Source organism: Pantoea sp. DY-5 (assembly GCF_019795955.1).
In the GTDB taxonomy this organism is placed as follows: Bacteria; Pseudomonadota; Gammaproteobacteria; order Enterobacterales; family Enterobacteriaceae; genus Pantoea; species Pantoea leporis.
Genome location: NZ_JAIMIE010000003.1, coordinates 104,370 through 130,057, shown reverse-complemented (window position 1 = coordinate 130,057; position 25,688 = coordinate 104,370). Strand labels below are relative to the sequence as shown.

22 protein-coding genes are annotated in these 25,688 nt (G+C 55.2%); 18 read left to right on the top strand and 4 right to left on the bottom strand.

The features are described from left to right. Positions 1-3 precede the first annotated feature (3 nt). The 4 genes from leuC to leuL form a co-directional block, all read right to left on the bottom strand. Complete coding sequence (gene leuC, locus K5Y30_RS11680) at positions 4-1,410, bottom strand: 3-isopropylmalate dehydratase large subunit (protein WP_176970714.1); 1,407 nt, start codon at positions 1,408-1,410, stop codon at positions 4-6. Between the two features lie 4 nt (positions 1,411-1,414). Continuing rightward, positions 1,415-2,506, bottom strand: coding sequence for a 3-isopropylmalate dehydrogenase (gene leuB, locus K5Y30_RS11675; protein WP_101762124.1), 1,092 nt, complete (start codon positions 2,504-2,506; stop codon positions 1,415-1,417). A 2-nt stretch (positions 2,507-2,508) separates the two neighbouring features. Further along, a complete protein-coding gene (gene leuA, locus K5Y30_RS11670; RefSeq protein WP_101762123.1) occupies positions 2,509-4,071 on the bottom strand; it encodes a 2-isopropylmalate synthase in 1,563 nt (520 codons plus the stop codon). A gap of 93 nt (positions 4,072-4,164) precedes the next feature. Continuing rightward, a complete protein-coding gene (leuL, locus tag K5Y30_RS24940; RefSeq protein ID WP_099686952.1) occupies positions 4,165-4,248 on the bottom strand; it encodes a leu operon leader peptide in 84 nt (27 codons plus the stop codon). A gap of 732 nt (positions 4,249-4,980) precedes the next feature. On the opposite strand from leuL, the gene ilvI reads away from it, so the two are divergent. From ilvI to ftsZ, 18 genes are all read left to right on the top strand, one after another. Next, the gene (ilvI, locus tag K5Y30_RS11660; RefSeq protein ID WP_137385150.1) at positions 4,981-6,705 is read left to right on the top strand and encodes an acetolactate synthase 3 large subunit; all 1,725 of its coding nucleotides are present in this window, start codon (positions 4,981-4,983) and stop codon (positions 6,703-6,705) included. A 2-nt stretch (positions 6,706-6,707) separates the two neighbouring features. Then, a complete protein-coding gene (gene ilvN, locus K5Y30_RS11655; protein ID WP_008108620.1) occupies positions 6,708-7,199 on the top strand; it encodes an acetolactate synthase small subunit in 492 nt (163 codons plus the stop codon). A gap of 197 nt (positions 7,200-7,396) precedes the next feature. Further along, on the top strand, positions 7,397-8,407 hold the full coding sequence (cra, locus tag K5Y30_RS11650) for a catabolite repressor/activator (protein WP_176970712.1): 1,011 nt from the start codon (positions 7,397-7,399) through the stop codon (positions 8,405-8,407). A gap of 491 nt (positions 8,408-8,898) precedes the next feature. After that, on the top strand, positions 8,899-9,357 hold the full coding sequence (gene mraZ, locus K5Y30_RS11645) for a division/cell wall cluster transcriptional repressor MraZ (RefSeq protein ID WP_007885013.1): 459 nt from the start codon (positions 8,899-8,901) through the stop codon (positions 9,355-9,357). Positions 9,358-9,359: 2 nt separating this feature from the next. Continuing rightward, a complete protein-coding gene (gene rsmH, locus K5Y30_RS11640) occupies positions 9,360-10,301 on the top strand; it encodes a 16S rRNA (cytosine(1402)-N(4))-methyltransferase RsmH (RefSeq protein ID WP_222185261.1) in 942 nt (313 codons plus the stop codon). Beyond that, positions 10,298-10,618, top strand: coding sequence for a cell division protein FtsL (ftsL, locus tag K5Y30_RS11635; protein ID WP_101762119.1), 321 nt, complete (start codon positions 10,298-10,300; stop codon positions 10,616-10,618). The genes rsmH and ftsL overlap by 4 nt, the downstream gene beginning before the upstream one ends. Before the next feature lie 16 nt (positions 10,619-10,634). After that, complete coding sequence (locus K5Y30_RS11630; protein WP_222185262.1) at positions 10,635-12,401, top strand: peptidoglycan glycosyltransferase FtsI; 1,767 nt, start codon at positions 10,635-10,637, stop codon at positions 12,399-12,401. Next, positions 12,388-13,875: a UDP-N-acetylmuramoyl-L-alanyl-D-glutamate--2,6-diaminopimelate ligase gene (murE, locus tag K5Y30_RS11625; protein ID WP_222211505.1), complete on the top strand. Its 1,488-nt coding sequence runs from the start codon at positions 12,388-12,390 to the stop codon at positions 13,873-13,875. Before K5Y30_RS11630 ends, murE begins: the two co-directional genes overlap by 14 nt. Then, a complete protein-coding gene (murF, locus tag K5Y30_RS11620) occupies positions 13,872-15,233 on the top strand; it encodes a UDP-N-acetylmuramoyl-tripeptide--D-alanyl-D-alanine ligase (protein ID WP_222185263.1) in 1,362 nt (453 codons plus the stop codon). Before murE ends, murF begins: the two co-directional genes overlap by 4 nt. Next, complete coding sequence (gene mraY / locus K5Y30_RS11615) at positions 15,227-16,309, top strand: phospho-N-acetylmuramoyl-pentapeptide-transferase (RefSeq protein WP_007888613.1); 1,083 nt, start codon at positions 15,227-15,229, stop codon at positions 16,307-16,309. The genes murF and mraY overlap by 7 nt, the downstream gene beginning before the upstream one ends. 2 nt (positions 16,310-16,311) lie before the next feature. Further along, complete coding sequence (gene murD / locus K5Y30_RS11610) at positions 16,312-17,628, top strand: UDP-N-acetylmuramoyl-L-alanine--D-glutamate ligase (RefSeq protein ID WP_222211503.1); 1,317 nt, start codon at positions 16,312-16,314, stop codon at positions 17,626-17,628. Then, a complete protein-coding gene (gene ftsW, locus K5Y30_RS11605; RefSeq protein ID WP_222211501.1) occupies positions 17,628-18,842 on the top strand; it encodes a cell division protein FtsW in 1,215 nt (404 codons plus the stop codon). The genes murD and ftsW overlap by 1 nt, the downstream gene beginning before the upstream one ends. Beyond that, the gene (murG, locus tag K5Y30_RS11600; RefSeq protein WP_101762114.1) at positions 18,839-19,897 is read left to right on the top strand and encodes an undecaprenyldiphospho-muramoylpentapeptide beta-N-acetylglucosaminyltransferase; all 1,059 of its coding nucleotides are present in this window, start codon (positions 18,839-18,841) and stop codon (positions 19,895-19,897) included. Before ftsW ends, murG begins: the two co-directional genes overlap by 4 nt. Before the next feature lie 70 nt (positions 19,898-19,967). Further along, positions 19,968-21,443, top strand: coding sequence for a UDP-N-acetylmuramate--L-alanine ligase (gene murC / locus K5Y30_RS11595; RefSeq protein WP_222211499.1), 1,476 nt, complete (start codon positions 19,968-19,970; stop codon positions 21,441-21,443). Next, on the top strand, positions 21,436-22,356 hold the full coding sequence (locus tag K5Y30_RS11590; protein WP_222185268.1) for a D-alanine--D-alanine ligase: 921 nt from the start codon (positions 21,436-21,438) through the stop codon (positions 22,354-22,356). Before murC ends, K5Y30_RS11590 begins: the two co-directional genes overlap by 8 nt. A 1-nt stretch (position 22,357) precedes the next feature. Next, on the top strand, positions 22,358-23,197 hold the full coding sequence (ftsQ, locus tag K5Y30_RS11585) for a cell division protein FtsQ (RefSeq protein WP_101762111.1): 840 nt from the start codon (positions 22,358-22,360) through the stop codon (positions 23,195-23,197). Beyond that, complete coding sequence (ftsA, locus tag K5Y30_RS11580) at positions 23,194-24,450, top strand: cell division protein FtsA (RefSeq protein ID WP_007888634.1); 1,257 nt, start codon at positions 23,194-23,196, stop codon at positions 24,448-24,450. Before ftsQ ends, ftsA begins: the two co-directional genes overlap by 4 nt. Before the next feature lie 71 nt (positions 24,451-24,521). Then, on the top strand, positions 24,522-25,676 hold the full coding sequence (ftsZ, locus tag K5Y30_RS11575) for a cell division protein FtsZ (RefSeq protein ID WP_008108602.1): 1,155 nt from the start codon (positions 24,522-24,524) through the stop codon (positions 25,674-25,676). Positions 25,677-25,688: the final 12 nt, after the last annotated feature.

Below are 25,688 nucleotides of genomic sequence, written 5' to 3'. Positions count from 1 at the left end.
GGCTTACGCTCCCTGAGTCAATTCACGAATGTCGGCAAAGCGACCGGTTACGGCAGCCGCAGCAGCCATTGCCGGGCTCACCAGGTGAGTACGTCCACCGCGGCCCTGACGGCCTTCAAAGTTACGGTTGCTGGTTGATGCGCAACGTTCGCCTGGATTAAGGCGGTCGTTGTTCATGGCCAGACACATGGAGCAACCCGGTAAACGCCATTCAAAACCGGCTTCGAGGAAGATTTTGTCCAGACCTTCGGCTTCGGCTTGTGCTTTTACCGGACCCGAACCTGGCACCACCATCGCCACCACGCCCGGCGCCACTTTACGGCCTTTGGCAATCGCAGCAGCGGCGCGCAAATCTTCAATACGTGAGTTGGTGCAGGAACCGATAAACACTTTATCGATCGCCACGTCAGTCAGTTTGATGCCTGGCTGCAGATCCATGTAAGCCAGCGCTTTCTCTGCTGAGGCGCGCTCAACCGGATCGGCAAAGGATTGGGGATTCGGGATCGCTTGATCTACCGCCATTACCTGGCCTGGATTGGTGCCCCAGGTCACTTGCGGAGCGATATCTTCCGCGTGCAGCGTGACGATGCTGTCGAATTTGGCATCGCTGTCAGACTTCAGCGTGCGCCAGTAAGCGACCGCTTGTTCCCACTGCTCGCCCTTCGGCGCGAACTGCTTGTCTTTCAGATAATTGAAAGTGGTGTCGTCCGGCGCGACCAGGCCCGCTTTGGCGCCCATTTCAATCGCCATGTTACACAGCGTCATGCGGCCTTCCATGCTCAGCGCTTCGATCGCTGGGCCACAGAATTCAACAACGTGACCGGTACCGCCAGCGCTGCCGGTTTTACCGATAATGGCCAACACAATGTCTTTGGCGGTAATGCCCGGCGCAGCTTCGCCCAGCACTTCAATCTTCATGGTCTTCGCGCGGCCCTGTTTCAGGGTTTGCGTGGCAAACACGTGCTCAACTTCGGAAGTACCGATACCGAATGCCAGCGAACCAAACGCGCCGTGCGTGGCGGTGTGGGAATCACCGCAGACGATGGTCATGCCCGGCAACGTCATACCTTGCTCTGGCCCAATGACGTGCACGATGCCCTGGAACGGGTGATTCAGGTCATACAGCTGAATGCCGAACTCAGCACAGTTTTTCATCAGCTCTTGCATCTGAATACGCGCCATCTCGCCAGACGCATTGATGTCTTTGGTCTGCGTCGAAACGTTGTGATCCATGGTGGCGAAGGTTTTCGACGGCTGACGCACTTTGCGCCCGTGCGCACGCAGGCCATCAAAGGCCTGCGGCGACGTCACTTCATGGATCAGATGGCGATCGATATAGAGTAACGGCGTTTCGTTCGGGGTTTCGTTAACGACATGTGCATCAAATAACTTCTGATATAAGCTTTTCATTTTATTATTTTTCCTCGGCGATGAAACCGGCAATGATGCTGCCCATCTCATCTGTGCTCACGGCTTTGCCGTCACCGGCCAAATCACGGGTGCGATAACCCGCTTCCAGCGCACGGCTCACGGCGCGTTCAATGCTTGCGGCGGCTTCATCCGCATTCAGGCTGTAACGCAACAGCAGTGACAGCGACAGAATCTGCGCAATCGGGTTAGCGATGTTCTGACCTGCGATATCCGGTGCGGAACCGCCCGCTGGCTCAAACAGGCCAAAACCTTCTTCATTCAGGCTGGCGGAAGGCAGCAAGCCCATTGAACCGGTAATCATCGCGCATTCATCTGACAGGATGTCGCCAAACAGGTTAGAACACAGCAGCACGTCAAACTGTGATGGATCTTTAATCAGCTGCATGGTGGCGTTATCGATGTACATGTGGCTCAACTGCACATCCGGATAATCTTTTGCCACTTCGTTCACAATTTCGCGCCACATGACGGAAGTCTGCAAAACGTTGGCTTTGTCAATTGAGGTGACGATGTTGCGACGCTTACGCGCGGATTCAAACGCGATACGCGCGATGCGCTCGATTTCGAAACGATGATAAACCTCAGTATCGAAAGCGCGCTCGTGCGGGCCGCTGCCTTCGCGGCCTTTCGGCTGACCGAAGTAGATGCCGCCGGTCAGTTCACGCACGCACAGGATGTCGAAACCGCGTCCGGCGATATCGCTACGCAGCGGGCAGAACGCTTCCAGACCTTTATACAGTGCCGCAGGGCGCAGGTTGCTGAACAGCTTGAAGTGCTTACGCAGCGGCAACAGCGCACCGCGCTCAGGTTGCTGCGCAGGTGGCAGATGTTCCCATTTCGGGCCACCTACCGAGCCAAAAAGAATTGCATCTGCCTGCTCTGCGCCGGCAACGGTAGCCGGTGGCAGCGGTTCACCGTGACGATCGATGGCGATACCGCCAACATCATATTCGCTGGTGGTGATACGCATGTCGAAACGCGTACGAATTGCATCGAGAACTTTCATGGCCTGCGCCATCACTTCCGGACCAATTCCGTCGCCTGGCAATACCGCGATATGAGAAGACTTAGACATAATTACACCGTTTCCTTCTGATCTTTAAATTTACGCTGCAGTTCTTTTTCCACCTGCTTAGCACGCCAAATATTGTTCAACGCGTTCACCATCGCTTTCGCCGATGATTCGACGATATCGGTCGCCAGGCCAACGCCGTGGAATTTACGACCGTTGTAGTTGACCACGATATCGACCTGACCCAGCGCGTTCTCGCCGTGGCCTTTCGCCGTCAGCTTGTAGTTAATCAGCTCGGCTTCAAAGCCGGTGATGCGGTTGATCGCCTGATAGACCGCATCAACCGGACCGTTACCGGTTGCGGCGTCCGCTTTGGTCTCTTCACCGCAGCCCAACTGCACGGAGGCCGTTGCGGTTACGCTGGAGCCGGTCTGCACGTTGAATTCATTGAGCTCGAAATATTCCGGCTCTTCGTTCTGCTTGTTGATGAAGGCCAACGCTTCCAGGTCGTAATCGAACACCTGACCTTTCTTGTCGGCCAGCTTCAGGAAGGCGTCGTACAACGTGTCGAGGTTGTAATCGGACTCTTTGTAACCCATCTCTTCCATGCGGTGTTTCACCGCAGCGCGGCCAGAACGGGAAGTCAGGTTCAGCTGGATTTTGTGCAGGCCGATAGATTCTGGCGTCAGGATTTCGTAGTTTTCGCGGTTCTTCAGCACGCCATCCTGGTGAATACCGGAAGAGTGGGCGAAGGCGTTAGAACCCACCACCGCTTTGTTGGCTGGAATCGGCATGTTGCAGATTTGGCTCACGGTTTGGCTGGTGCGGTAGATTTCCTGATGATTGATATTGGTGTGGACGTTCATGATCTGCTGGCGGGTTTTGATCGCCATAATCACTTCTTCCAGCGCACAGTTACCGGCGCGCTCGCCTAAACCGTTCAGCGTACCTTCAACCTGACGCGCACCGGCCAATACCGCAGCGATGGCGTTGCCGGTCGCCATACCCAAATCGTCGTGGGTGTGAACCGACAAGATGGCTTTATCGATATTTGGAACGCGTGCCACCAGTTGGCCAATGATGTTGGCGTATTCGCCTGGCAAGGTGTAGCCGACGGTGTCCGGAATGTTGATGGTGGTTGCACCGGCATTGATCGCGGCTTCAACCATGCGGCACAAATCGTCGATTGGCGTACGCCCGCCATCTTCACAGGAAAACTCAACGTCGTCGGTGTAGTTGCGGGCGCGTTTGATCATGTGCACTGCGCGTTCAATCACTTCTGGCAGCGTGCTGCGCAGTTTGGTGGCGATGTGCATCGGCGAAGTCGCGATGAAGGTGTGAATACGGAACGCTTCAGCCACACGCAGTGATTCGTAAGCGGCGTCAATGTCCTTCTCAACGCAGCGTGCCAGTCCGCAGACGCGGCTGTTTTTAATGGTACGAGCGATGGTTTGTACGGATTCAAAATCGCCTGGAGAGGAAACGGGGAAGCCCACTTCCATCACATCCACGCCCATACGTTCCAACGCCAGAGCGATTTGCAGTTTTTCTTTAACACTCAGGCTGGCCTGTAAAGCCTGTTCGCCATCACGCAGAGTGGTATCGAAAATAATAACTTGCTGGCTCATCGTAATCTTCCTTATGCATTAACTTTGCCGGTGCTACGAGCATAAAAAAACCCGCGCATTGGCGCGGGTTTCTTAAACTTCTGCAGGTTCGAATCAGTTATTGATTCCGCCCACGAGTCTACCGCGCAAACTGGATGCGTTTAGTAGTAGACCGAGTAGGCGGAAAGAATGAAACATGAGTCAAACCTCGTAAATTGAGTGCTGCACATATTGGTACTGGAATTGACGTGTGAAGTCAACCTTAAGTACAAGGGTATTTCTGTGAAGTCAGAAGGGCGATGTGCTGTGATTTTTCGGCTGCGCAGAGCAATGACATTAATTAGCAACAGAATAAGTGAATCCATCCACTTAAAAAATCGTTTAGAAAATGGAATTTATTTTAAATAGTTGATAATTAACATCTTAAGTTGATAATGCGCATTGCTGATAAAACAAGATTAGGCTTGTTGTTAAGAAGAATATGATGTGATCAGGCCGTTTTATAGATAATCACGCCAGAAAGTAATTATCACAAAAGATTGTGGACTGAGTGGTCAGGCAATATGAAAATCATATTTCTTAGAACACGCTGCAAATAATCTATAAACCAGCATTTTCCTCTGTGGTTATGACGAAGCATTAGTTTAATCCTCGCAGGCAATAATCACGCATCAGTGCCTTTATTGCCGGATCGGGCGCGACGTGGCGTCCTGGCGTTTGCAGGCCGGGTTGTCTGCGGTTATGGTAATCGACCTACTCTCAAATAATTAACTCAAGTAGATTCCCTGTACCTGGAAGGCGGATAGAGCGCCGCCTTCTGAGCATAAACATAAGGTTTTGATCTTAATTGGCGATCGGGGGCCGGATAGCAGTGGCGTGCGGGAGACGCGAACGTCAGTGGATTCAGTCCCTCAAGCCTGGAGGCAGAAAATGGAGATGTTATCAGGAGCCGAAATGGTCGTCCGTTCGTTAATCGATCAGGGCGTTAAGCAGGTATTCGGTTATCCGGGCGGAGCGGTGCTCGATATTTACGATGCGCTGCAAACGGTAGGTGGTATTGACCACGTATTAGTCCGTCATGAACAAGGCGCGGTGCATATGGCCGATGGCCTTGCGCGTGCGACCGGTGAAGTGGGCGTGGTGCTAGTGACTTCCGGTCCGGGCGCCACCAACGCGATTACCGGTATTGCAACCGCCTATATGGATTCGATCCCGATGGTAATTCTGTCGGGTCAGGTGCCTTCGTCACTGATTGGTTACGATGCGTTCCAGGAGTGCGACATGGTCGGCATCTCCCGTCCGGTGGTGAAACACAGCTTCCTGGTGAAAAACGCCGAAGAGATCCCAACCGTGCTGAAAAAGGCCTTCTGGCTGGCAGCCAGCGGTCGTCCGGGACCGGTGGTGATCGATCTGCCTAAAGATATCCTCAATCCAGCCAACAAACTGCCGTACGTCTGGCCGGAAACGGTGAGCATGCGCTCATACAATCCGACCATTCAGGGCCATAAAGGACAGATCAAGCGCGCGCTGCAAACATTACTGGCAGCACACAAGCCGGTGATTTACGCCGGCGGCGGGGCGATTATGTCGGGCTGCGAAGCTGAACTGCTGCAGCTGGCAGAGCAACTGAATATTCCGGTGACGACTTCGCTGATGGGGCTGGGCGTGTTCCCTGGCACGCATCGCCAGTGCGTCGGCATGCTGGGGATGCACGGCACTTACGAAGCCAACATGACCATGCACAATGCCGATTTGATCTTCGGTATTGGCGTGCGCTTCGACGACCGCACCACCAACAATCTGGCGAAGTACTGCCCGAACGCCACCATCATGCATATCGATGTCGATCCGACGTCGATCTCCAAAACGGTCAGCGCCGACATTCCAATCGTTGGCGATGCGAAGCAGACGCTGGCACAGATGTTAGAGCTGCTGGCGCAAAGCGATGCGAAGCAGGAACTTGATAGCCTGCGCGACTGGTGGCAGACCATAGAAGGCTGGCGCGGTCGCAAGTGCCTGGAATTCGATCGTACCAGCGACAAAATCAAACCGCAGGCAGTCATCGAGACCATCTGTCGTTTGACCAAAGGCGAAGCTTACGTGACGTCTGACGTTGGTCAGCATCAGATGTTTGCCGCACTTTACTACCAGTTCGACAAGCCGCGTCGCTGGATCAACTCCGGCGGCTTAGGCACCATGGGCTTCGGCTTGCCTGCAGCGTTAGGCGTGAAGATGGCGCTGCCGGATGAGACGGTTATCTGCGTGACCGGCGATGGCAGTATCCAGATGAACATTCAGGAGCTGTCGACCGCGTTGCAGTACGATTTACCGGTGCTGGTATTGAACCTCAACAACGGCTTCCTCGGCATGGTTAAGCAGTGGCAGGACATGATTTACTCGGGCCGCCACTCGCAGTCCTACATGCAATCGCTGCCTGACTTCGTGCGTCTGGCCGAAGCGTATGGGCATGTGGGCATTTCCATTGCGCATCCGGCGGAGCTGGAAGAGAAGCTGCAGCTAGCACTGGATACGCTGGCGAAAGGCCGTCTGGTGTTTGTCGATGTAAACATTGACGGCAGCGAGCACGTTTACCCGATGCAAATTCGTGGTGGTTCGATGGATGAGATGTGGTTGAGCAAAACGGAGAGGACTTAATTATGCGTCGTATTTTATCGGTTCTGCTGGAAAACGAATCCGGCGCATTGTCCCGCGTAGTGGGACTGTTCTCTCAACGTGGTTACAACATCGAAAGCCTTACTGTCGCGCCAACCGATGATCCGACTTTGTCACGCATGACGATTCAAACGGTCGGCGATGAGAAAGTGCTGGAACAGATCGAGAAGCAACTACACAAGTTGGTGGACGTGTTACGTGTCAGCGAGCTGGGTCAGGGCGCTTACGTTGAGCGTGAGATTATGCTGGTGAAAATCCAGGCCAGCGGTTACGGCCGTGAAGAAGTGAAGCGCAGCGCGGAAATTTTCCGTGGTCAGATTATCGATGTGACGCCAACGCTTTACACGGTTCAGCTGGCGGGCACCAGCGATAAACTCGATGCGTTTCTTAACACCGTGCGTGACGTGGCAGAAATTGTCGAAGTGGCGCGCTCAGGAATCGTGGGTGTGTCGCGCGGCGATCGCGTGATGCGTTAATCACCCAAAGTAACGATTTCATCTGATTCTAACCCGGCGAAATGCCGGGTTTTTTTATTTTATGCGCTTAACCAGGATGCGAGAGAAAAGCGGTTGCTCGGCGTAGTTTTCTGCGGTTAGATGTTACAAATGTTTTACCCATAGCTACTCTGCGGATATTTTCGTCAGCGCTGGCTTATCAGAATTAAGGTGTCACCGTGAAACTGGATGAAATTGCGCGCCTGGCAGGCGTGTCGCGCACCACCGCCAGCTATGTAATTAATGGCAAAGCGCGGCAGTATCGTGTCAGCGAAAAAACCGTCGAAAAAGTGATGGCGGTGGTGCGTGAACACAACTATCACCCCAATGCCGTCGCGGCTGGGCTGCGCGCCGGACGCACACGTTCAATTGGCTTGGTGATCCCCGATCTGGAAAACACCAGTTACACGCGCATTGCGAACTATCTGGAGCGTCAGGCGCGTCAGCGCGGCTATCAGCTGCTGATTGCCTGCTCAGAAGATCAGCCGGACAACGAAATGCGCTGCATCGAGCATCTATTGCAGCGCCAGGTTGATGCCATCATCGTTTCGACTTCACTGCCGCCAGAGCATCCGTTCTATCAGCGTTGGATCAACGATCCTTTACCGATTATCGCGCTGGACCGTGCGCTGGATCGTGAACACTTTACCAGCGTAGTGGGTGCCGATCAGGACGACGCACAAGCGTTGGCGGCTGAATTGCGTCAGCTACCAGTGAAAAACGTGCTGTTCCTCGGCGCGCTGCCTGAGTTGTCGGTCAGCTTCCTGCGTGAACTCGGCTTCCGCGATGCGTGGAAAGATGATGAGCGGCCGATTGATTATATCTACTGCAACAGTTTCGATCGTGCCGCCGCTGCCACGCTGTTTGAGAAGTACCTTGAGGATCATCCGATGCCGGAGGCGCTGTTCACCACTTCGTTTGGGCTGCTGCAGGGCGTAATGGACATTACGCTAAAGCGTGATGGTCGCCTGCCGACCGATTTGGCGATCGCCACTTTTGGCGACCACGAATTACTGGATTTCCTCGAGTGCCCAGTGCTGGCGGTGGGTCAACGTCATCGCGACGTGGCTGAGCGCGTGCTGGAACTGGTTTTAGCCTCGCTGGATGAACCGCGTAAACCCAAGCCAGGTTTAACCCGTATTCGCCGTAATTTATTCCGCCGCGGACAATTAAGCCGCCGCCCTAAATGAAATGCTGGGCAGTTCGCTGCCCAGCATTAATTAACCTGCAGATATTTCCTGAGAACTTCCCGGCGTAAATAAGCGTAAATAATCGCCACTCCAGCTAACAATTTAACCTTGCTGACTTTTCTTAATTGTTTACATGTTCATCAGCGAGGCGTAGCTGAGCTGGCGCGACGATGCTGGGCTTCCTTTCAGAAATCCCCTAAAATGCCGCCGCTGTCGCAGATTGCGAGGCAATTATATTTTTGCGTCAAAGCGCTTTATTTTTCGCCATTTATCATCGTGCGGAAATTTTTATTCAATTATTCATCAGGTTAATTTTTTATTTTGCGAATCCATGTCGATTAATTCCCTCATTGATTAATTTCACCCGATGTAAATAGTGATATTCACTTGCCGTTGCGGCTTGACAAGGATTTCATCGGCTCCGTAAACTCGTTTCGTGGTAAAAAGTGGGATAAAGTGGTGAAAACGGGTGAGTGAGGGATAAGGCTGGCATGTTCCGTGGAGCAACGTTAGTCAATCTCGACAGCAAAGGACGATTAGCAGTACCAACGCGCTATCGTGAATTGCTTGTCGCAGAGTCTCAGGGGCAAATGGTATGCACCATTGACCTCCACCAGCCATGCCTGCTGCTTTATACCCTGCCCGAATGGGAAATCATTGAGAAAAAGCTGTCTCGCTTATCCAGCATGAATCCTGCCGAGCGTCGCGTACAGCGGCTGCTGTTGGGACATGCCAGTGAATGCCAGATGGATAATGCGGGTCGTTTGTTGTTGGCGAACACGTTACGTCAACACGCCGGCCTGACCAAAGAAGTGATGCTGGTTGGACAGTTCAACAAGTTTGAGCTGTGGGATGAACAGACCTGGTATCAACAAGTTAAGGATGATATTGACACAGAACAGTCGGCTCAGGAGCCTTTATCTGAGCGGTTGCAGGACTTGTCGCTATAGCTATGCAGGAAAATTTCAAACACACCACAGTGCTGCTGGATGAGGCGGTAAACGGCCTCAATATCAGGGAAGACGGCATTTATATCGATGGCACTTTTGGTCGCGGCGGTCACTCGCGCTTAATCCTTTCGCAGCTTGGCGAGAAAGGGCAACTGATAGCGATTGATCGCGATCCGCAAGCGATAGCCGCAGCCGCTGAGATAAAAGATCCACGTTTCTCGATCGTCCACGGTCCGTTTTCGGCTTTGGCGGAATACGTCGAAGAGCGCGGGCTGACCGGCAAGATCGATGGCGTTCTGCTCGATCTGGGCGTCTCTTCTCCGCAACTGGATGATGCTGAACGCGGCTTCTCCTTTATGCGTGATGGACCGCTGGATATGCGCATGGACCCAACGCGCGGGCAATCGGCCGCCGAATGGCTGATGAGCGCGGAAGAGGCGGATATCGCTTTCGTGATCAAGACCTACGGTGAAGAGCGTTTCGGTAAACGTATTGCGCGCGCCATCGTTGAACGCAACCGCGACCAGCCGATGACACGCACCAAAGAGCTGGCGACGGTGATTGCCGCCGCAATGCCCGTCAAAGATAAATTTAAGCATCCGGCAACGCGTACTTTCCAGGCGATTCGCATCTGGATCAACAGTGAGCTGGACGAGATCGATACCGCGCTGAAAGGGGCATTATCGGTTCTCGCGCCAGGCGGCAGGTTGTCGATCATCAGCTTCCACTCACTGGAAGATCGCTTAGTGAAGCGTTTTATGCGCGATCAGAGCCGCGGTCCTCAGGTGCCAGCAGGCATTCCGATGACGGAGTCGCAGCTTAAAGCCTTAGGCGGCCGTGAACTTAAAACGCTGGGCAAACTGATTCCTGGTGAAGCCGAAGTGAACGAAAACCCACGTGCGCGCAGTTCGGTGTTGCGTATCGCGGAGCGAACGGCCTTATGATTGGCAACGAGCGCCACAGCTTACCCGGTGTCATTGGTGGGGACTTGCTGCGATTTGGCAAGATCCCGCTGTTGCTGTTGATCGCGGTACTGGTGTCCTCGGTAATGGTCGTGACCACCACGCATAAGACGCGCCTGTTAACGGCGCAGCGTGAACAGCTGGTGCTGGAGCGTGATGCGCTTGATATCGAATGGCGCAACCTGATTCTTGAAGAGAACGCACTTGGCGATCACAGCCGCGTAGAGCGTATAGCAACCGATAAACTGCAAATGCAGCATGTTGATCCTTCGCAGGAAAATATTGTGGTGCAGAAATAAGGAATCGCAGAACTCAATGAGTGGCGCAGGCAAAACGCTGAAGTTAAAAAAACAAGAAGATAAGGCCAGCTTTGTAAGCTGGCGCTTTGCGTTACTGTGCGGGTGCATTTTACTGGCGCTGGGCGGACTGCTGTCGCGCGTAGCGTGGCTGCAGGTGATCAACCCTGACAAGCTGGTGAAAGAGGGCGATTTGCGTTCGCTGCGCGTGCAATCGGTGCCAACCTCGCGCGGTATGATCAGCGATCGTGCCGGTCGTCCGCTGGCGGTGAGCGTGCCGGTGAATGCGATCTGGGCCGATCCGAAAGAGCTGACCGAACACGGCGGCGTCTCGCTGGATAGTCGCTGGAAAGCGCTGTCGGATGCGTTATCGATCCCCCTCGATCAACTTGCTGCACGTATCAATGCCAACCCGAAAGGGCGCTTTGTCTATCTGGCGCGCCAGGTGAATCCAGCGATTGGCGAGTATGTGAAAAAGCTTAAGCTGCCGGGCATCTACCTGCGTGAAGAGTCGCGCCGTTACTATCCGGCGGGCCAGGTGACAGCGCACCTGATTGGTTTCACCAACATTGATGGTCAGGGCATTGAAGGAATCGAAAAGAGCTTCGACAAATGGCTGACTGGTGCACCGGGTGAACGTACGGTACGTAAAGATCGCAATGGCCGCGTCATCGAAGATATCTCCTCGGTAGACAGCCGCGCCGCCCACAACCTGACGCTGAGCATTGATGAACGTCTGCAGGCGTTGGTTTATCGCGAACTGAATAACGCCGTGGCCTTTAACAAAGCCGAATCAGGCACCGCGGTACTGGTGGATGTGAATACCGGTGAAGTGCTGGCGATGGCGAACAGCCCCGCTTACAACCCGAATAATCTCAGCAACACGCCGAAAGACGTGATGCGTAACCGCGCTATTACCGACATCTTCGAGCCAGGTTCCACCGTGAAACCGATGGTGGTGATGACGGCTTTGCAGCGCGGTGTGGTGAAAGAGAACAGCGTACTGAATACCGTGCCGTACCGCGTCAATGGTCATGAGATCAAAGACGTGGCGCGCTACAACGAATTGACCCTTACCGGGGTTTTACAGAAGTCGAGTAACGTCGGGGTTTCACGTTTGGCGTTAGCGATGCCCTCCTCAGCACTTGTAGATACTTACGCGCGCTTTGGACTGGGTAAACCGACCAATTTGGGGCTGGTCGGGGAAAGTAGTGGCTTATACCCTCAAAAACAACGGTGGTCTGACATAGAGAGGGCCACCTTCTCTTTCGGCTACGGGCTAATGGTAACGCCGTTACAGTTAGCGCGAGTCTACGCAACCATTGGCAGCTACGGCATCAATCGCCCGCTGTCGATCACCAAAGTTGACCCGCCAGTGGCGGGTGAACGCGTTTTCCAGGAAGACCTGGTGAAAACGGTGATGCACATGATGGAAAGCGTTGCGTTGCCTGGCGGTGGTGGGGTTAAAGCCGCCATCAAGGGCTATCGCATTGCCATCAAAACCGGTACCGCCAAGAAAGTTGGACCGGATGGACGTTACGTCAACAAATACATTGCTTATACCGCAGGCGTTGCGCCTGCCAGCCGTCCTCGTTTTGCGCTGGTGGTGGTGATCAACGATCCCCAGGCCGGTAAATATTATGGTGGTGCGGTTTCAGCACCGGTGTTTGGCGCCATCATGGGCGGCGTATTGCGTACCATGAATATCGAACCTGATGCGCTGCCAACAGTTGATAAGAACGAGTTGGTGAAGAATAGAAGTGAGGAATCAAGTGACAGATCGTAACCTGCGCGACTTACTGGCCCCGTGGGTGCCGGGTGCGCCGGCGCGTCCACTCCGTGACATGACACTAGATAGCCGCGCGGCGGCTTCTGGCGATCTGTTTATCGCCGTGGCGGGCCATCATGCTGATGGACGTCGTTTTATTCCGCAGGCTATTGCACAAGGCGTAGCGGGAGTGATTGCCGAAGCCGAAGGCGAAGCCAGCGATGGAGATATCCGCGAGATGCATGGCGTCCCGGTTATCTATCTGGCGCAGTTGCAGCAGCGTCTCTCTGCACTGGCCGGACGCTTTTATCAGCAGCCTGCAAGCAAACTGAAATTGATTGGTGTTACTGGCACCAACGGCAAAACCACCACCACGCAATTGATGGCGCAGTGGGCCAATCTGCTCGGTGAAACCGGCGCAGTGATGGGCACGGTAGGCAATGGCCTTTACGGTCAACTGGTGGCAACCGAAAACACCACCGGTTCTGCGGTGGATGTGCAGCATGTGCTGAATGATTTAGTCGGGCAGGGCGCAACCCTAACGGCAATGGAAGTCTCCTCACACGGTTTGGTGCAGCATCGCGTTGCCGCCTTGCCGTTTGCGGCCGCGGTGTTTACTAACCTGAGCCGCGATCACCTCGATTATCACGGTGATATGCAGAGTTATGAATCCGCTAAATGGTTACTGTTCTCTGAGCATCAGGTCGCTGAAGCCATCATCAACGCTGATGATGAAGTGGGGCGTCGCTGGCTGGCAAAATTGCCGGATGCGGTAGCGGTCACCATGGAAGACAATCTGCAATCGGGCTGTCATGGCCGCTGGCTGAAAGCTACGGCGGTGGATTATCACGACGGCGGTGCGCATATTCAGTTCAGCTCCAGCTGGGGCAACGGCGAGTTTGATAGCCGCCTGATGGGCGCTTTCAACGTGAGCAACCTATTGCTGGCGCTGGGTACGCTGCTGGCGCTGGATTATCCGCTTGATGCGCTGGTTGCCACTGCACCGCAGCTGCAGCCGGTGTGTGGTCGCATGGAAGTATTCACTGCGCCAGACAAACCTACGGTGGTTGTCGATTACGCTCACACGCCGGATGCGCTGGAAAAAGCGCTGGAAGCGGCGCGTCTGCACTGTAAAGGCCAGCTGTGGTGCGTGTTTGGCTGCGGTGGCGATCGTGACAAAGGCAAACGTCCGCTAATGGGCGCGATTGCTGAGCAATTCTCCGACATCGTCGTGATCACCGACGATAATCCACGCAGCGAAGAGCCGATGGCGATTGTGAATGACATTCTCACCGGCTTGCTCGATCCGGGCCGCGCACGCGTGGTTTCCGGTCGTGCGCAGGCGGTCACCAACGCCGTGATGCAAGCCGGCGCCGATGACATCGTGTTGGTAGCCGGAAAAGGCCACGAAGATTATCAAATCATTGGCAACCGCCGTTTGGATTACTCCGACCGCGACACCGTCGCCCGTTTGTTGGGGGTGATGGCATGATTCCCGTTTCTCTCAATACGCTGGCCGAAATCAGCGGCGGTCAACTGCACGGCGCTGATTTAACCCTTGCCGATGTCACCACCGATACTCGCAAAGTTACCGCCGGCAGCCTGTTTGTGGCGCTAGTGGGCGAACGTTTTGATGCTCATGATTTCGCTAACGATGCCATTACTAAGGGCGCACAGGCGCTGCTGGTCAGTCAACTGCTGCCGGTTTCTGTCCCGCAAGTGGTTGTGGCTGATACGCGGATTGCTTTTGGGCAACTCGCCGCGTGGGTACGCCAACAGGCGAAAGCTCGCGTGGTTGCGCTGACCGGTTCATCTGGCAAAACCTCGGTCAAAGAGATGACCGCCGCGATTTTGCGCCAGTGTGGCGAAACGCTTTACACCGCTGGCAACCTGAACAACGACTTCGGCGTACCGATGACGCTGCTGCGTCTCACTAAAGAGCATGCTTATGCGGTGATCGAACTGGGTGCCAACCATCAGGGTGAAATTGCCTACACCACCGATCTGGTGCGTCCGGAAACTGCGCTGGTGAATAACCTTGCTGCCGCCCATCTGGAAGGCTTTGGTTCGCTGGCGGGTGTGGCGAAAGCCAAAGGCGAAATTTTTGGCGGCTTGCCGGTACACGGCACCGCGATCGTTAACGCTGACAGCAACGATCTGGCCAACTGGCAATCACAATTTGTAGACAAAACTTTGTGGCGCTTCTCGCCGCAGCCGATGGCTGATGCAGAGTTCCGCGCCAGTGAAATCGTGCTGCGTGCCGATGCCACGCTATTTACGCTGCACACGCCACGCGGTGATACCGCCGTGGAACTGCCGCTGCCAGGCCGTCATAACATCGCGAATGCGTTAGCCGCTGCAGCGCTGGCATTGTCAGTAGATGCGCCGCTAACGGCGATTCAAGCTGGCCTTAAAACCTTGCAGCCTGTTCCTGGTCGACTGTTCCCGATTCGTCTGGCGGCAAATCAGTTGCTGCTGGATGACAGCTACAATGCCAACGTCGGTTCCATGACTGCCGCCGCGCAGGTGCTGGGCGATATGCCTGGCTACCGCGTGATGGTGGTGGGCGATATGGCGGAGCTGGGCGATGAAGCCGAACTGTGTCATCGCCAGGTCGGCGATGCGGCCAAAGCGGCCGGTGTCGATCGCGTGCTTAGCACCGGAACGCTGAGCCAGCTGATTGGCGAAAGCAGCGGTAAAGGCGAGCATTTCGCCACGAAAGCCGCGCTGACTGAACGTTTACGCACATTGCTGTCCGAACATCAGGACATCACTATTTTGGTTAAAGGTTCACGTAGTGCCGCCATGGAGCAGGTAGTACAGAGCTTACAGGAGAAAGGAACATGCTAGTCTGGCTGGCCGAACATTTGGTCGCATTTTATTCCGGCTTTAACGTCTTCTCGTATCTGACGTTTCGCGCCATTGTCAGCCTGCTGACCGCCTTGTTCATTTCTCTGTGGATGGGCCCGCGCCTGATTGCCTGGCTGCAGAAACTGCAGATCGGTCAGGTGGTGCGTAACGACGGTCCAGAGTCACACTTCAGCAAGCGCGGCACGCCAACCATGGGCGGCGTGATGATCCTCACCTCCATCACCATTTCGGTACTGATGTGGGCCTATCCGTCCAATCCGTACGTCTGGTGCGTACTGGTGGTGCTGGTCGGTTTTGGCATCATCGGCTTTGTGGATGACTATCGTAAGGTGGTGCGCAAAGACACCAAAGGCCTGATCGCGCGCTGGAAATATTTCTGGATGTCGGTGATTTCGCTGGCTGTTGCTTTCGCGCTGTTTATCGCCGGAAAAGATACGCCTGCAACGCAGCTGGTGGTGCCATTCTTTAAAGACGTGATGCCGCAGCTGGGCCTGTTCTACGTGGTGCTGGCCTACTTCGTGATTGTCGGTACCGGCAACGCGGTTAACTTAACGGATGGCCTTGATGGCTTAGCCATTATGCCAACGGTGTTCGTGGCAGCAGGCTTTGCGCTGGTGGCGTGGGCGACCGGTAACGTCAAGTTTGCCGAATATCTGCACATTCCTTATTTACGGCACGCGGGCGAATTAGTGATTGTCTGCACCGCGATTGTCGGAGCCGGACTCGGATTTTTGTGGTTCAACACCTATCCAGCGCAAGTGTTCATGGGCGATGTCGGCTCCCTGGCGCTGGGTGGCGCGCTCGGCACCATCGCCGTGCTGCTGCGTCAGGAATTCTTGCTGTTAATCATGGGCGGCGTGTTTGTGGTCGAAACGCTGTCGGTGATTCTGCAGGTGGGATCGTTCAAGCTGCGCGGTCAACGCATTTTCCGTATGGCGCCGATTCATCATCACTATGAATTAAAAGGCTGGCCGGAGCCGCGCGTCATCGTGCGCTTCTGGATTATTTCGCTGATGCTGGTGCTGATTGGCCTGGCAACGCTGAAGGTACGTTAATCATGGCTGACTATCGGGGCAGAAAAGTCGTCATCATTGGATTAGGCATTACTGGCCTCTCCTGTGTTGATTTCTTCCTCGCGCAAGGCGTAACGCCACGCGTGATGGATACCCGTGTCTCGCCGCCGGGGCTGGACAAGCTGCCAGCCTCGGTGGAGCGCTATGTTGGCGGTATTAATAGCGATTGGCTGCTGGCGTCCGATCTGATTATCGCCAGCCCCGGCATCGCGCTGGCGCATCCTGCATTGAGCGAAGCCGCCGATGCCGGGATAGAAATCATCGGTGATATCGAGCTGTTCTGCCGTGAAGCGCAGGCACCGATTGTGGCGATTACCGGTTCCAACGGTAAAAGCACCGTGACGACGCTGGTGGGCGAAATGGCGCGTGCTGCAGGTTGGCAGGTGGGCGTGGGCGGCAACATCGGTTTGCCGGCGCTAACGCTGTTGAAATCGCCAGCACAGCTTTATGTGCTCGAACTCTCCAGCTTCCAGCTGGAAACCACCCACAGCCTGAAAGCGGCTGCGGCGACGATCCTCAATCTCACCGAGGATCATATGGATCGCTATCCGCTCGGCATGCAGCAGTATCGTGCCGCCAAGCTGCGCATTTACGAAAACGCCAGCGTCTGCGTAGTGAATGCTGACGATGGCATGACCATGCCGGTACGCGGTGTTGATCAGCGCTGCGTGAGCTTCGGCATCAACCTCGGCGATTATCATCTCAATCAGCAGCAGGGCAGCACCTGGCTGCGGGCGAAGGGCGAGAAAGTCCTGAACACCGATGAGATGACGCTGGTGGGTCAACACAATTACACCAACGCGCTGGCAGCGCTGGCATTGGCCGACGCGGTGAACATTCCGCGCGCTTCCAGCCTGAAAGCCTTAACCACCTTTACCGGCCTGGCGCACCGCTTCCAACTGGTGCATGAAGCCAACGGTGTGCGCTGGATTAACGATTCCAAAGCCACCAACGTTGGCAGCACCGAAGCGGCGCTGAATGGCCTGCAGGTAAAAGGCACTTTGTGGCTGCTGCTGGGCGGCGACGGCAAGTCGGCTGATTTCAGCCCGCTGGCGCGCTATCTGCAGGGCGACAATGTGAAGCTGTTCTGTTTTGGACGCGATGGCGATGCGTTAGTGGCATTGCGTCCCGACATTGCCACGCGCACAGAAACGATGCAGCAGGCGATGACGCAAATTGCCGCACAGGTAAAAGCGGGCGATATGGTGCTGTTATCACCGGCCTGCGCCAGCCTCGACCAGTTCCTTAATTTTGAACAGCGTGGCGATCAGTTCGCGCAACTGGCGAAGGAGTTGAGCTGATGCGCATTCCTGGAGCCGGTATCGCCAACTATCTGTCAATGCGCCTGCGCGATTGGGTGATGGGCGCGCGCGACAGTGATGATGCGCCAGTGGTGCTGTACGACCGCACGCTGCTGTGGTTGACCTTTGGTCTGGCGCTGATCGGTTTTGTGATGGTGACGTCGGCGTCAATGCCGGTTGGTCAACGTCTGAACGAAGATCCGTTCTACTTTGCCAAGCGTGATGCATTCTATATCGCTTTGGCGTTCGGCATGGCGCTGGTGACCTTGCGCATCCCGATGGATTTCTGGCAGCGCTACAGCAACGTGATGCTGATGGTATCCGTGGTGATGCTGCTAATCGTATTGGTGGTCGGTAGCTCGGTGAACGGTGCATCGCGCTGGATTGCCCTTGGCCCGCTGCGTATTCAGCCGGCCGAGCTTTCGAAGTTGACGCTGTTCTGCTATCTCGCCAGCTATCTGGTGCGCAAAGTCGAAGAGGTGCGTAACAACTTCTGGGGCTTCTGTAAGCCGATGGGCGTGATGGTGGTGCTGGCCGTGCTGCTGCTGGCGCAGCCGGATCTCGGTACCGTGGTTGTGCTGTTTGTTACCACGCTGGCGATGCTGTTCCTCGCCGGGGCGAAAATGTGGCAGTTCCTGGCGATCATCGGCTCCGGTATTTTTGCCGTGGTGCTGCTGATCATCGCCGAACCGTACCGTATGCGCCGTGTGACCTCCTTCTGGAACCCGTGGGAAGATCCCTTCGGCAGCGGCTACCAGCTGACGCAATCGTTGATGGCGTTTGGGCGCGGTGAGTTCTGGGGGCAGGGCTTAGGCAACTCGGTACAGAAACTGGAATATCTGCCGGAAGCACATACCGACTTTATCTTCTCCATCATCGGTGAAGAGTTGGGTTATGTCGGTGTGGTTTTAGCGCTGTTGATGGTATTCTTCGTCGCTTTTCGCGCGATGTCGATTGGTCGCCGTGCTCTGGAGATCGATCAACGCTTCTCAGGCTTCCTCGCTTGCTCAATTGGCGTGTGGTTTAGCTTCCAGGCGCTGGTTAACGTGGGTGCGGCCGCAGGTATGCTGCCAACCAAAGGTCTGACGCTGCCGCTGATCAGTTACGGTGGTTCGAGTCTGATCATCATGTCGACCGCCATCGTATTTTTATTGCGCATAGATTATGAAACGCGTTTGGCAAAAGCGCAGGCGTTTACCCGAGGTGCACGATGAGTGGCAAACGGTTGATGGTCATGGCAGGCGGTACTGGCGGACATGTGTTCCCCGGTCTGGCCGTTGCCCATCACCTGATGGAACAAGGCTGGCAGGTGCGCTGGCTGGGAACCGCTGACCGAATGGAAGCGGATTTGGTGCCGAAACACGGCATTGAAATTGATTTTATCCGCATCAGCGGTTTACGCGGTAAAGGTGTTAAAGCGCAGTTGCTGGCACCGGTACGCATCTTCAATGCATGGCGCCAGGCGCGTCGCATCATGAAGAGCTGGCAGCCGGATGTGGTGCTGGGAATGGGCGGCTACGTTTCGGGTCCTGGCGGCTTAGCGGCGTGGAGCTGCGGTATTCCGGTGGTGCTGCATGAGCAGAACGGCATTGCCGGACTGACCAACAAGTGGCTGGCGAAGATCGCCACCAAAGTGATGCAGGCGTTTCCGGGGGCGTTTCCAAATGCTGAAGTGGTTGGCAATCCGGTGCGTACCGATGTGTTAGCGCTGCCGTTACCGGCAGAGCGCCTAAGTGCACGTTTCGGCCCGATTCGCGTGCTGGTGGTTGGCGGCAGTCAGGGCGCGCGCATCCTTAACCAGACCGTGCCGCAAGTGGCCGCAGCGTTGGGCGATGCCATTACGGTTTGGCATCAAACCGGTAAAGGCGGACTGGAAACCGTGCAGCAGGCTTACCGCGCAGCGGGCCAGCCGCAGCACAAAGTCACCGAGTTTATCGATGACATGGCCGAAGCTTACGCCTGGGCCGATGTCGTAGTGTGCCGTTCGGGCGCATTGACGGTAAGTGAAGTGGCGGCTGCAGGTTTACCGGCAATTTTCGTACCGTTTCAGCACAAAGATCGTCAGCAGTACTGGAATGCGTTGCCGCTGGAAAAAGCGGGCGCAGCCAAAATTTTCGAGCAGCCGCAGTTCACCGCGGCTGTGGTAGCGGACACGCTGCGTCACTGGGATCGCACCACATTGTTGGCGATGGCAGAAAAAGCCCGTCAGGTCGCGATTCCCGATGCAACCGAGCGGGTTGCAAATGAAGTGGCGCGCGTCGCGAAGTAAATTAATCGGCCAGTTGATTTGGCCCGTACCTTTAGCAGGTACAAACGGGAAAAACAGGTAATTGAAACAGATGAATACACAACAATTGGCAAAACTGCGTTCTATTGTGCCCGAGATGCGTCGCGTCCGGCACATTCACTTTGTCGGCATCGGTGGTGCTGGCATGGGCGGTATTGCCGAGGTGTTGGCGAACGAAGGCTATCACATCAGCGGTTCTGATCTGGCGCCGAACGCGGTGACACAGCATCTGGCTGCGCTGGGTGCGACGATTTATTTCAACCATCGTCCGGAAAACGTCACCGATGCCAGCGTTGTCGTGGTGTCGACGGCCGTAGCGCAGGATAACCCTGAACTGGTTGCCGCCCGTGAGCAGCGTATTCCCGTGATTCGTCGCGCTGAGATGTTGGCTGAACTGATGCGTTTCCGTCACGGCATCGCCGTTGCGGGCACGCACGGTAAAACCACCACCACCGCGATGGTGACCAGCATTTACGCGGAAGGCGGACTGGATCCCACCTTCGTTAACGGTGGCTTGGTTAAAGCCGCAGGTACGCATGCGCGCCTGGGCAGCAGCCGTTATCTGATTGCTGAAGCAGATGAAAGTGATGCGTCCTTCCTGCATCTGCAACCGATGGTGGCAATTGTCACCAACATCGAAGCGGATCACATGGACACTTATCAGGGCGATTTCGAGAACCTGAAGCAGACGTTCATTAACTTCCTGCACAACCTGCCATTCTATGGACGCGCGGTAATGTGCGTGGATGATGCAGTGATTCGTGACCTGATCCCGCGCGTAGGCCGCCAGGTAACCACCTACGGCTTCAGCGATGACGCGGATGTGCGTATCGAGAATTACGAGCAGCGCGGCGCACAAGGACACTTCACCATTATTCGTCAGGATAAGCCGGTGCTGAAAGTGACGCTGAATGCGCCTGGCCGTCATAACGCGCTGAACGCAGCCGCCGCGGTAGCTGTTGCCAGCGAAGAGGGGATTGAAGATAACGCGATTCTGGCCGCGCTGGAGAGCTTCCAGGGCACCGGACGCCGCTTTGACGTGCTGGGCGAGTTCGATACCGCCGCCGTCAACGGTAATCCAGGCAGTGCGATGCTGGTCGACGATTATGGCCATCATCCCACCGAAGTGGATGTCACCATCAAAGCCGCACGTGCGGGCTGGCCTGAGAAGAAGCTGGTGATGGTGTTCCAGCCGCATCGTTACACGCGTACGCGTGACCTGTTTGATGATTTCGCTAATGTGTTGTCGCAGGTGGATGTGTTGCTGATGCTGGATGTCTATCCGGCGGGTGAAGCGGCGATTCCCGGCGCTGACAGCCGCTCGCTGTGCCGTGCGATTCGTAACCGTGGCAAGGTTGATCCGATTCTGGTCTCTGAGCATGACGCGCTGCCAGATGCGCTGGCGCCGTTGCTATCGGGCGACGATCTGGTGATCGTGCAGGGCGCAGGCAACATCGGCAAGATTGCCCGCAAGCTGGCCGAAAACGAATTACAGCCTGCCGTTAAGTCGGAGGCGCGCCATGACTGAGAAGGTTGCAGTATTGATGGGCGGCACCTCGGCAGAGCGTGACGTATCGCTGATGTCCGGTGCGGCGGTACTGGCCGGACTGCGTGAAATGGGCATTGATGCGCATGCGGTCGATACGCGTGATGTGTCGGTGCTGGAACTGAAACAGCAAGGCTTCGCTAAAGCGTTTATTGCTTTGCACGGTCGTGGTGGTGAAGACGGCACGCTGCAAGCGGTGCTGGAGTTCCTGCAATTGCCTTACACCGGCAGCGGCGTGATGGCTTCGGCTATCACTATGGACAAACTGCGCAGCAAATTGCTGTGGCAGGGCAGGGGATTACCATCAGGCAAATTTGTCTGGCTGACGCGTCAGCAGCATGAACAAGGTTTAGACGCGGATACCACCAAAGCTATTGAGGCGCTGGGCTTACCGCTGTTTGTAAAGCCAAGCTGCGAAGGTTCTAGCGTTGGTATCAGCCGCGTGAACCATGCGGATGCATTACCCGCAGCGCTTGAAGAAGCCTTTCGTCATGATGATGACGTGCTGATTGAAGCTTTTCTGAGCGGCGCGGAGTACACCGTGGGCATCGTAGGTGAGCAAATTCTGCCTTCCATCAGAATTAAAACCGCCAGCGAGTTCTATGACTATGAAGCGAAATACATTTCTGACGATACTGAATACTTCTGCCCGAGCGGTTTAAGCGTCGAGCAGGAAGCAGAATTGCAGACGTTGGTGTGGTCAGCCTGGCGCGCATTGGGTTGCAGCGGCTGGGGCCGCGTGGACGTGATGGCTGACGGTGAGGGCAATTTCCAGCTGCTGGAAGTGAATACTTCGCCTGGCATGACCAGCCACAGTTTAGTGCCGATGGCCGCAAAGCAAGCGGGATACAGCTTCCCGCAGCTGGTGGCGCGTATTCTGGAGCTGGCTGACTGATATGTCTCAGGCAGCGATACGAGTACGCAATCGCGAACCTCAGGAGCGGACACGCTCCGGGCGTAGCAACGGTGCGCGACTGTTTGGCATGGTGTTCCTGCTGATTGTGCTGGGCATTATGGTGGCGGGCGGCCTCGTGGTGCTGAAGTGGATGAATGACGCGTCACGCTTGCCGTTATCGAAGCTGGTGGTGACCGGGCAAACCCACTACACCACGCATGATGATATTCGTCAGGCCATTTTATCGCTTGGCGCGCCGGGGACCTTCATGTCGCAGAACGTGGATATCATCCAGCAGCAGATTGAGCGTTTACCCTGGATTAAGCAGGTCAGTGTGCGCAAGCAGTGGCCTGATGAGCTGAAGATAAATCTGGTGGAGTATGTTCCGGTTGCACGCTGGAACGACTCACATATGGTGGACGCCGCTGGCGTCTCCTTCAGCGTCCCGGCCAGTCACGTTGGCAAAGAAACGTTGCCAATGTTGTACGGCCCGGAAGGCAGTGAAAATGAGGTGTTAGCCGGCTATCACACCATGAGTGATGTGTTAAAGGCTAACAAGTTTACCCTGAAGGTCGCGTCGATGACGGCGCGGCGCTCGTGGCAATTAGTGACCAGTGACGATGTGCGCATCGAATTAGGTCGTAGCGATACCATGAAGCGTCTGAACCGTTTTATTGAGCTTTATCCGGATTTGCAGCAGCAGGGCCAGAGTCAGAACCAGCGCATCACGTACGTTGATTTGCGCTACGATTCGGGCGCCGCAGTCGGTTGGGCCGCTGCACCGATAGAGCCACAGGACAGTAATCAGCAACAGAACCAGGCACAGGCTAAACCACAATGATCAAGGCAACGGACAGAAAACTGGTAGTAGGACTCGAAATTGGCACCGCGAAGGTGTCCGCCCTGGTTGGGGAAATTCTGCCCGATGGTATGGTCAATATTATTGGGGTGGGCAGTTGCCCGTCTCGCGGCATGGATAAAGGCGGCGTAAACGATCTGGAGTCGGTGGTGAAATGCGTACAGCGCGCCATCGATCAGGCTGAATTGATGGCGGATTGCCAGATTTCATCGGTCTACCTTGCTTTATCGGGCAAACATATCAGTTGCCAGAACGAAATCGGGATGGTTCCGATTTCGGAAGAGGAAGTGACTCAGGATGATGTAGAGAACGTGGTGCATACGGCGAAATCCGTTCGCGTACGTGATGAGCATCGTATTCTGCATGTCATTCCGCAGGAATATGCCATCGATTATCAGGAAGGCATTAAGAATCCAGTGGGACTTTCCGGCGTGCGTATGCAGGCGAAAGTACATTTGATCACCTGCCACAACGATATGGCAAAAAATATTGTCAAAGCCGTTGAACGTTGCGGCCTGAAAGTTGACCAACTGATTTTTGCTGGGTTGGCATCCAGTTTCTCTGTACTGACGGAAGATGAACGTGAGCTGGGCGTCTGTGTTGTTGATATCGGTGGCGGTACAATGGATATCGCTGTCTATACTGGCGGTGCACTGCGTCACACCAAAGTGATCCCGTATGCCGGGAACGTGGTAACCAGCGATATTGCATACGCTTTTGGTACACCGCCGACCGACGCAGAAGCGATTAAAGTGCGTCACGGTTGTGCATTGGGCTCGATTGTCGGCAAAGACGAAAATGTCGAAGTGCCGAGCGTAGGTGGACGTCCACCACGTAGCCTGCAGCGTCAAACGCTGGCTGAAGTCATCGAGCCGCGTTACACCGAACTGTTGAATCTGGTCAACGACGAGATTCTGCAATTACAGGAGCAGCTGCGCCAGCAAGGCGTGAAACATCATCTGGCGGCCGGTATCGTGCTGACCGGTGGTGCGGCGCAGATTGAAGGTTTGGCAGCCTGCGCACAGCGCGTGTTCCACACGCAAGTGCGCATCGGACAGCCGCTTAACATCACCGGCCTGACGGATTATGCGCAGGAGCCGTATTACTCTACGGCGGTTGGCCTGCTGCATTACGGCAAAGAGTCACACATGAACGGTGATGCAGAAACGGAAAAACGTGCTTCAGTGGGCAACTGGTTCAAGCGGATCAACAGCTGGCTGAAGAAAGAGTTTTAATTTTTGAAAAAGGAGATCATGCTGGCAATGTTTATGATCTCCAGGCGACAGGCACATAACGGAGAGAAATCATGTTTGAACCTATGGAATTAACCAATGACGCGGTGATTAAAGTCATCGGCGTCGGCGGTGGCGGTGGCAACGCCGTAGAGCACATGGTACGCGAGCGTATCGAAGGTGTGGAATTCTTCGCTGTAAACACCGACGCGCAAGCGTTGCGTAAGACAGCGGTCGGCCAGACGATCCAGATCGGGACCAATATCACTAAAGGTCTTGGTGCAGGTGCGAACCCAGAAGTGGGCCGTAACTCTGCAGAAGAGGATCGCGAAGCACTGCGTGCTGCGCTGGATGGTGCAGACATGGTATTTATCGCAGCTGGCATGGGCGGCGGTACTGGTACCGGTGCAGCGCCAGTCGTGGCTGAAGTGGCAAAAGATTTGGGTATCCTGACGGTTGCGGTGGTGACTAAGCCATTCAACTTTGAAGGTAAAAAGCGTATGGCTTTTGCTGAGCAAGGTATCGCTGAACTGTCTAAGCATGTCGATTCACTGATCACTATTCCAAACGACAAGCTGCTGAAAGTTCTGGGGCGCGGTATTTCTCTGTTGGATGCGTTCGGCGCAGCCAACGACGTATTGAAAGGCGCAGTGCAGGGTATCGCTGAACTGATTACGCGTCCTGGCCTGATGAACGTCGACTTCGCGGACGTGCGTACCGTGATGTCAGAAATGGGTTACGCCATGATGGGTTCAGGTGTGGCATGTGGTGAAGATCGTGCGGAAGAAGCGGCAGAAATGGCGATCTCTTCTCCACTGTTGGAAGACATCGATCTGTCTGGCGCGCGCGGCGTGCTGGTCAACATCACTGCGGGCTTCGACCTGCGTCTTGATGAGTTCGAAACCGTGGGTAACACCATCCGTGCCTTCGCTTCTGACAACGCAACCGTAGTTATCGGTACTTCTCTGGATCCAGAGATGAACGACGAACTGCGTGTGACCGTAGTTGCAACCGGCATCGGCATGGATAAGCGTCCGGAAATCACTCTGGTGACCAACAAACCGGCCACTCAGCCAGTGATGGATCATCGCTACCAGCAGCACGGCATGGCGCCGCTGCCGCAGGAGCAAAAACCAGCCGCGAAAGTGGTGAATGACCAACCGGCGGCATCCAGCAAAGAACCCGATTACCTTGATATTCCAGCCTTCTTGCGTAAGCAGGCAGACTAAGAATATCCCGAG

Coding starts and splice junctions, on each gene's coding strand:
- ftsA (WP_007888634.1), top strand. CDS start 23,194: ATGATCAAGGCAACGGACAGAAAACTGGTAGTAGGACTCGAAATTGGC.
- mraY (WP_007888613.1), top strand. CDS start 15,227: ATGCTAGTCTGGCTGGCCGAACATTTGGTCGCATTTTATTCCGGCTTT.
- murD (WP_222211503.1), top strand. CDS start 16,312: ATGGCTGACTATCGGGGCAGAAAAGTCGTCATCATTGGATTAGGCATT.
- murG (WP_101762114.1), top strand. CDS start 18,839: ATGAGTGGCAAACGGTTGATGGTCATGGCAGGCGGTACTGGCGGACAT.
- K5Y30_RS11630 (WP_222185262.1), top strand. CDS start 10,635: ATGAGTGGCGCAGGCAAAACGCTGAAGTTAAAAAAACAAGAAGATAAG.
- leuL (WP_099686952.1), bottom strand. CDS start 4,248: ATGTTTCATTCTTTCCGCCTACTCGGTCTACTACTAAACGCATCCAGT.
- murC (WP_222211499.1), top strand. CDS start 19,968: ATGAATACACAACAATTGGCAAAACTGCGTTCTATTGTGCCCGAGATG.
- leuB (WP_101762124.1), bottom strand. CDS start 2,506: ATGTCTAAGTCTTCTCATATCGCGGTATTGCCAGGCGACGGAATTGGT.
- ftsZ (WP_008108602.1), top strand. CDS start 24,522: ATGTTTGAACCTATGGAATTAACCAATGACGCGGTGATTAAAGTCATC.
- murF (WP_222185263.1), top strand. CDS start 13,872: ATGATTCCCGTTTCTCTCAATACGCTGGCCGAAATCAGCGGCGGTCAA.
- leuA (WP_101762123.1), bottom strand. CDS start 4,071: ATGAGCCAGCAAGTTATTATTTTCGATACCACTCTGCGTGATGGCGAA.
- K5Y30_RS11590 (WP_222185268.1), top strand. CDS start 21,436: ATGACTGAGAAGGTTGCAGTATTGATGGGCGGCACCTCGGCAGAGCGT.
- ilvI (WP_137385150.1), top strand. CDS start 4,981: ATGGAGATGTTATCAGGAGCCGAAATGGTCGTCCGTTCGTTAATCGAT.
- ftsQ (WP_101762111.1), top strand. CDS start 22,358: ATGTCTCAGGCAGCGATACGAGTACGCAATCGCGAACCTCAGGAGCGG.
- ftsL (WP_101762119.1), top strand. CDS start 10,298: ATGATTGGCAACGAGCGCCACAGCTTACCCGGTGTCATTGGTGGGGAC.
- leuC (WP_176970714.1), bottom strand. CDS start 1,410: ATGAAAAGCTTATATCAGAAGTTATTTGATGCACATGTCGTTAACGAA.
- ftsW (WP_222211501.1), top strand. CDS start 17,628: ATGCGCATTCCTGGAGCCGGTATCGCCAACTATCTGTCAATGCGCCTG.
- rsmH (WP_222185261.1), top strand. CDS start 9,360: ATGCAGGAAAATTTCAAACACACCACAGTGCTGCTGGATGAGGCGGTA.
- mraZ (WP_007885013.1), top strand. CDS start 8,899: ATGTTCCGTGGAGCAACGTTAGTCAATCTCGACAGCAAAGGACGATTA.
- ilvN (WP_008108620.1), top strand. CDS start 6,708: ATGCGTCGTATTTTATCGGTTCTGCTGGAAAACGAATCCGGCGCATTG.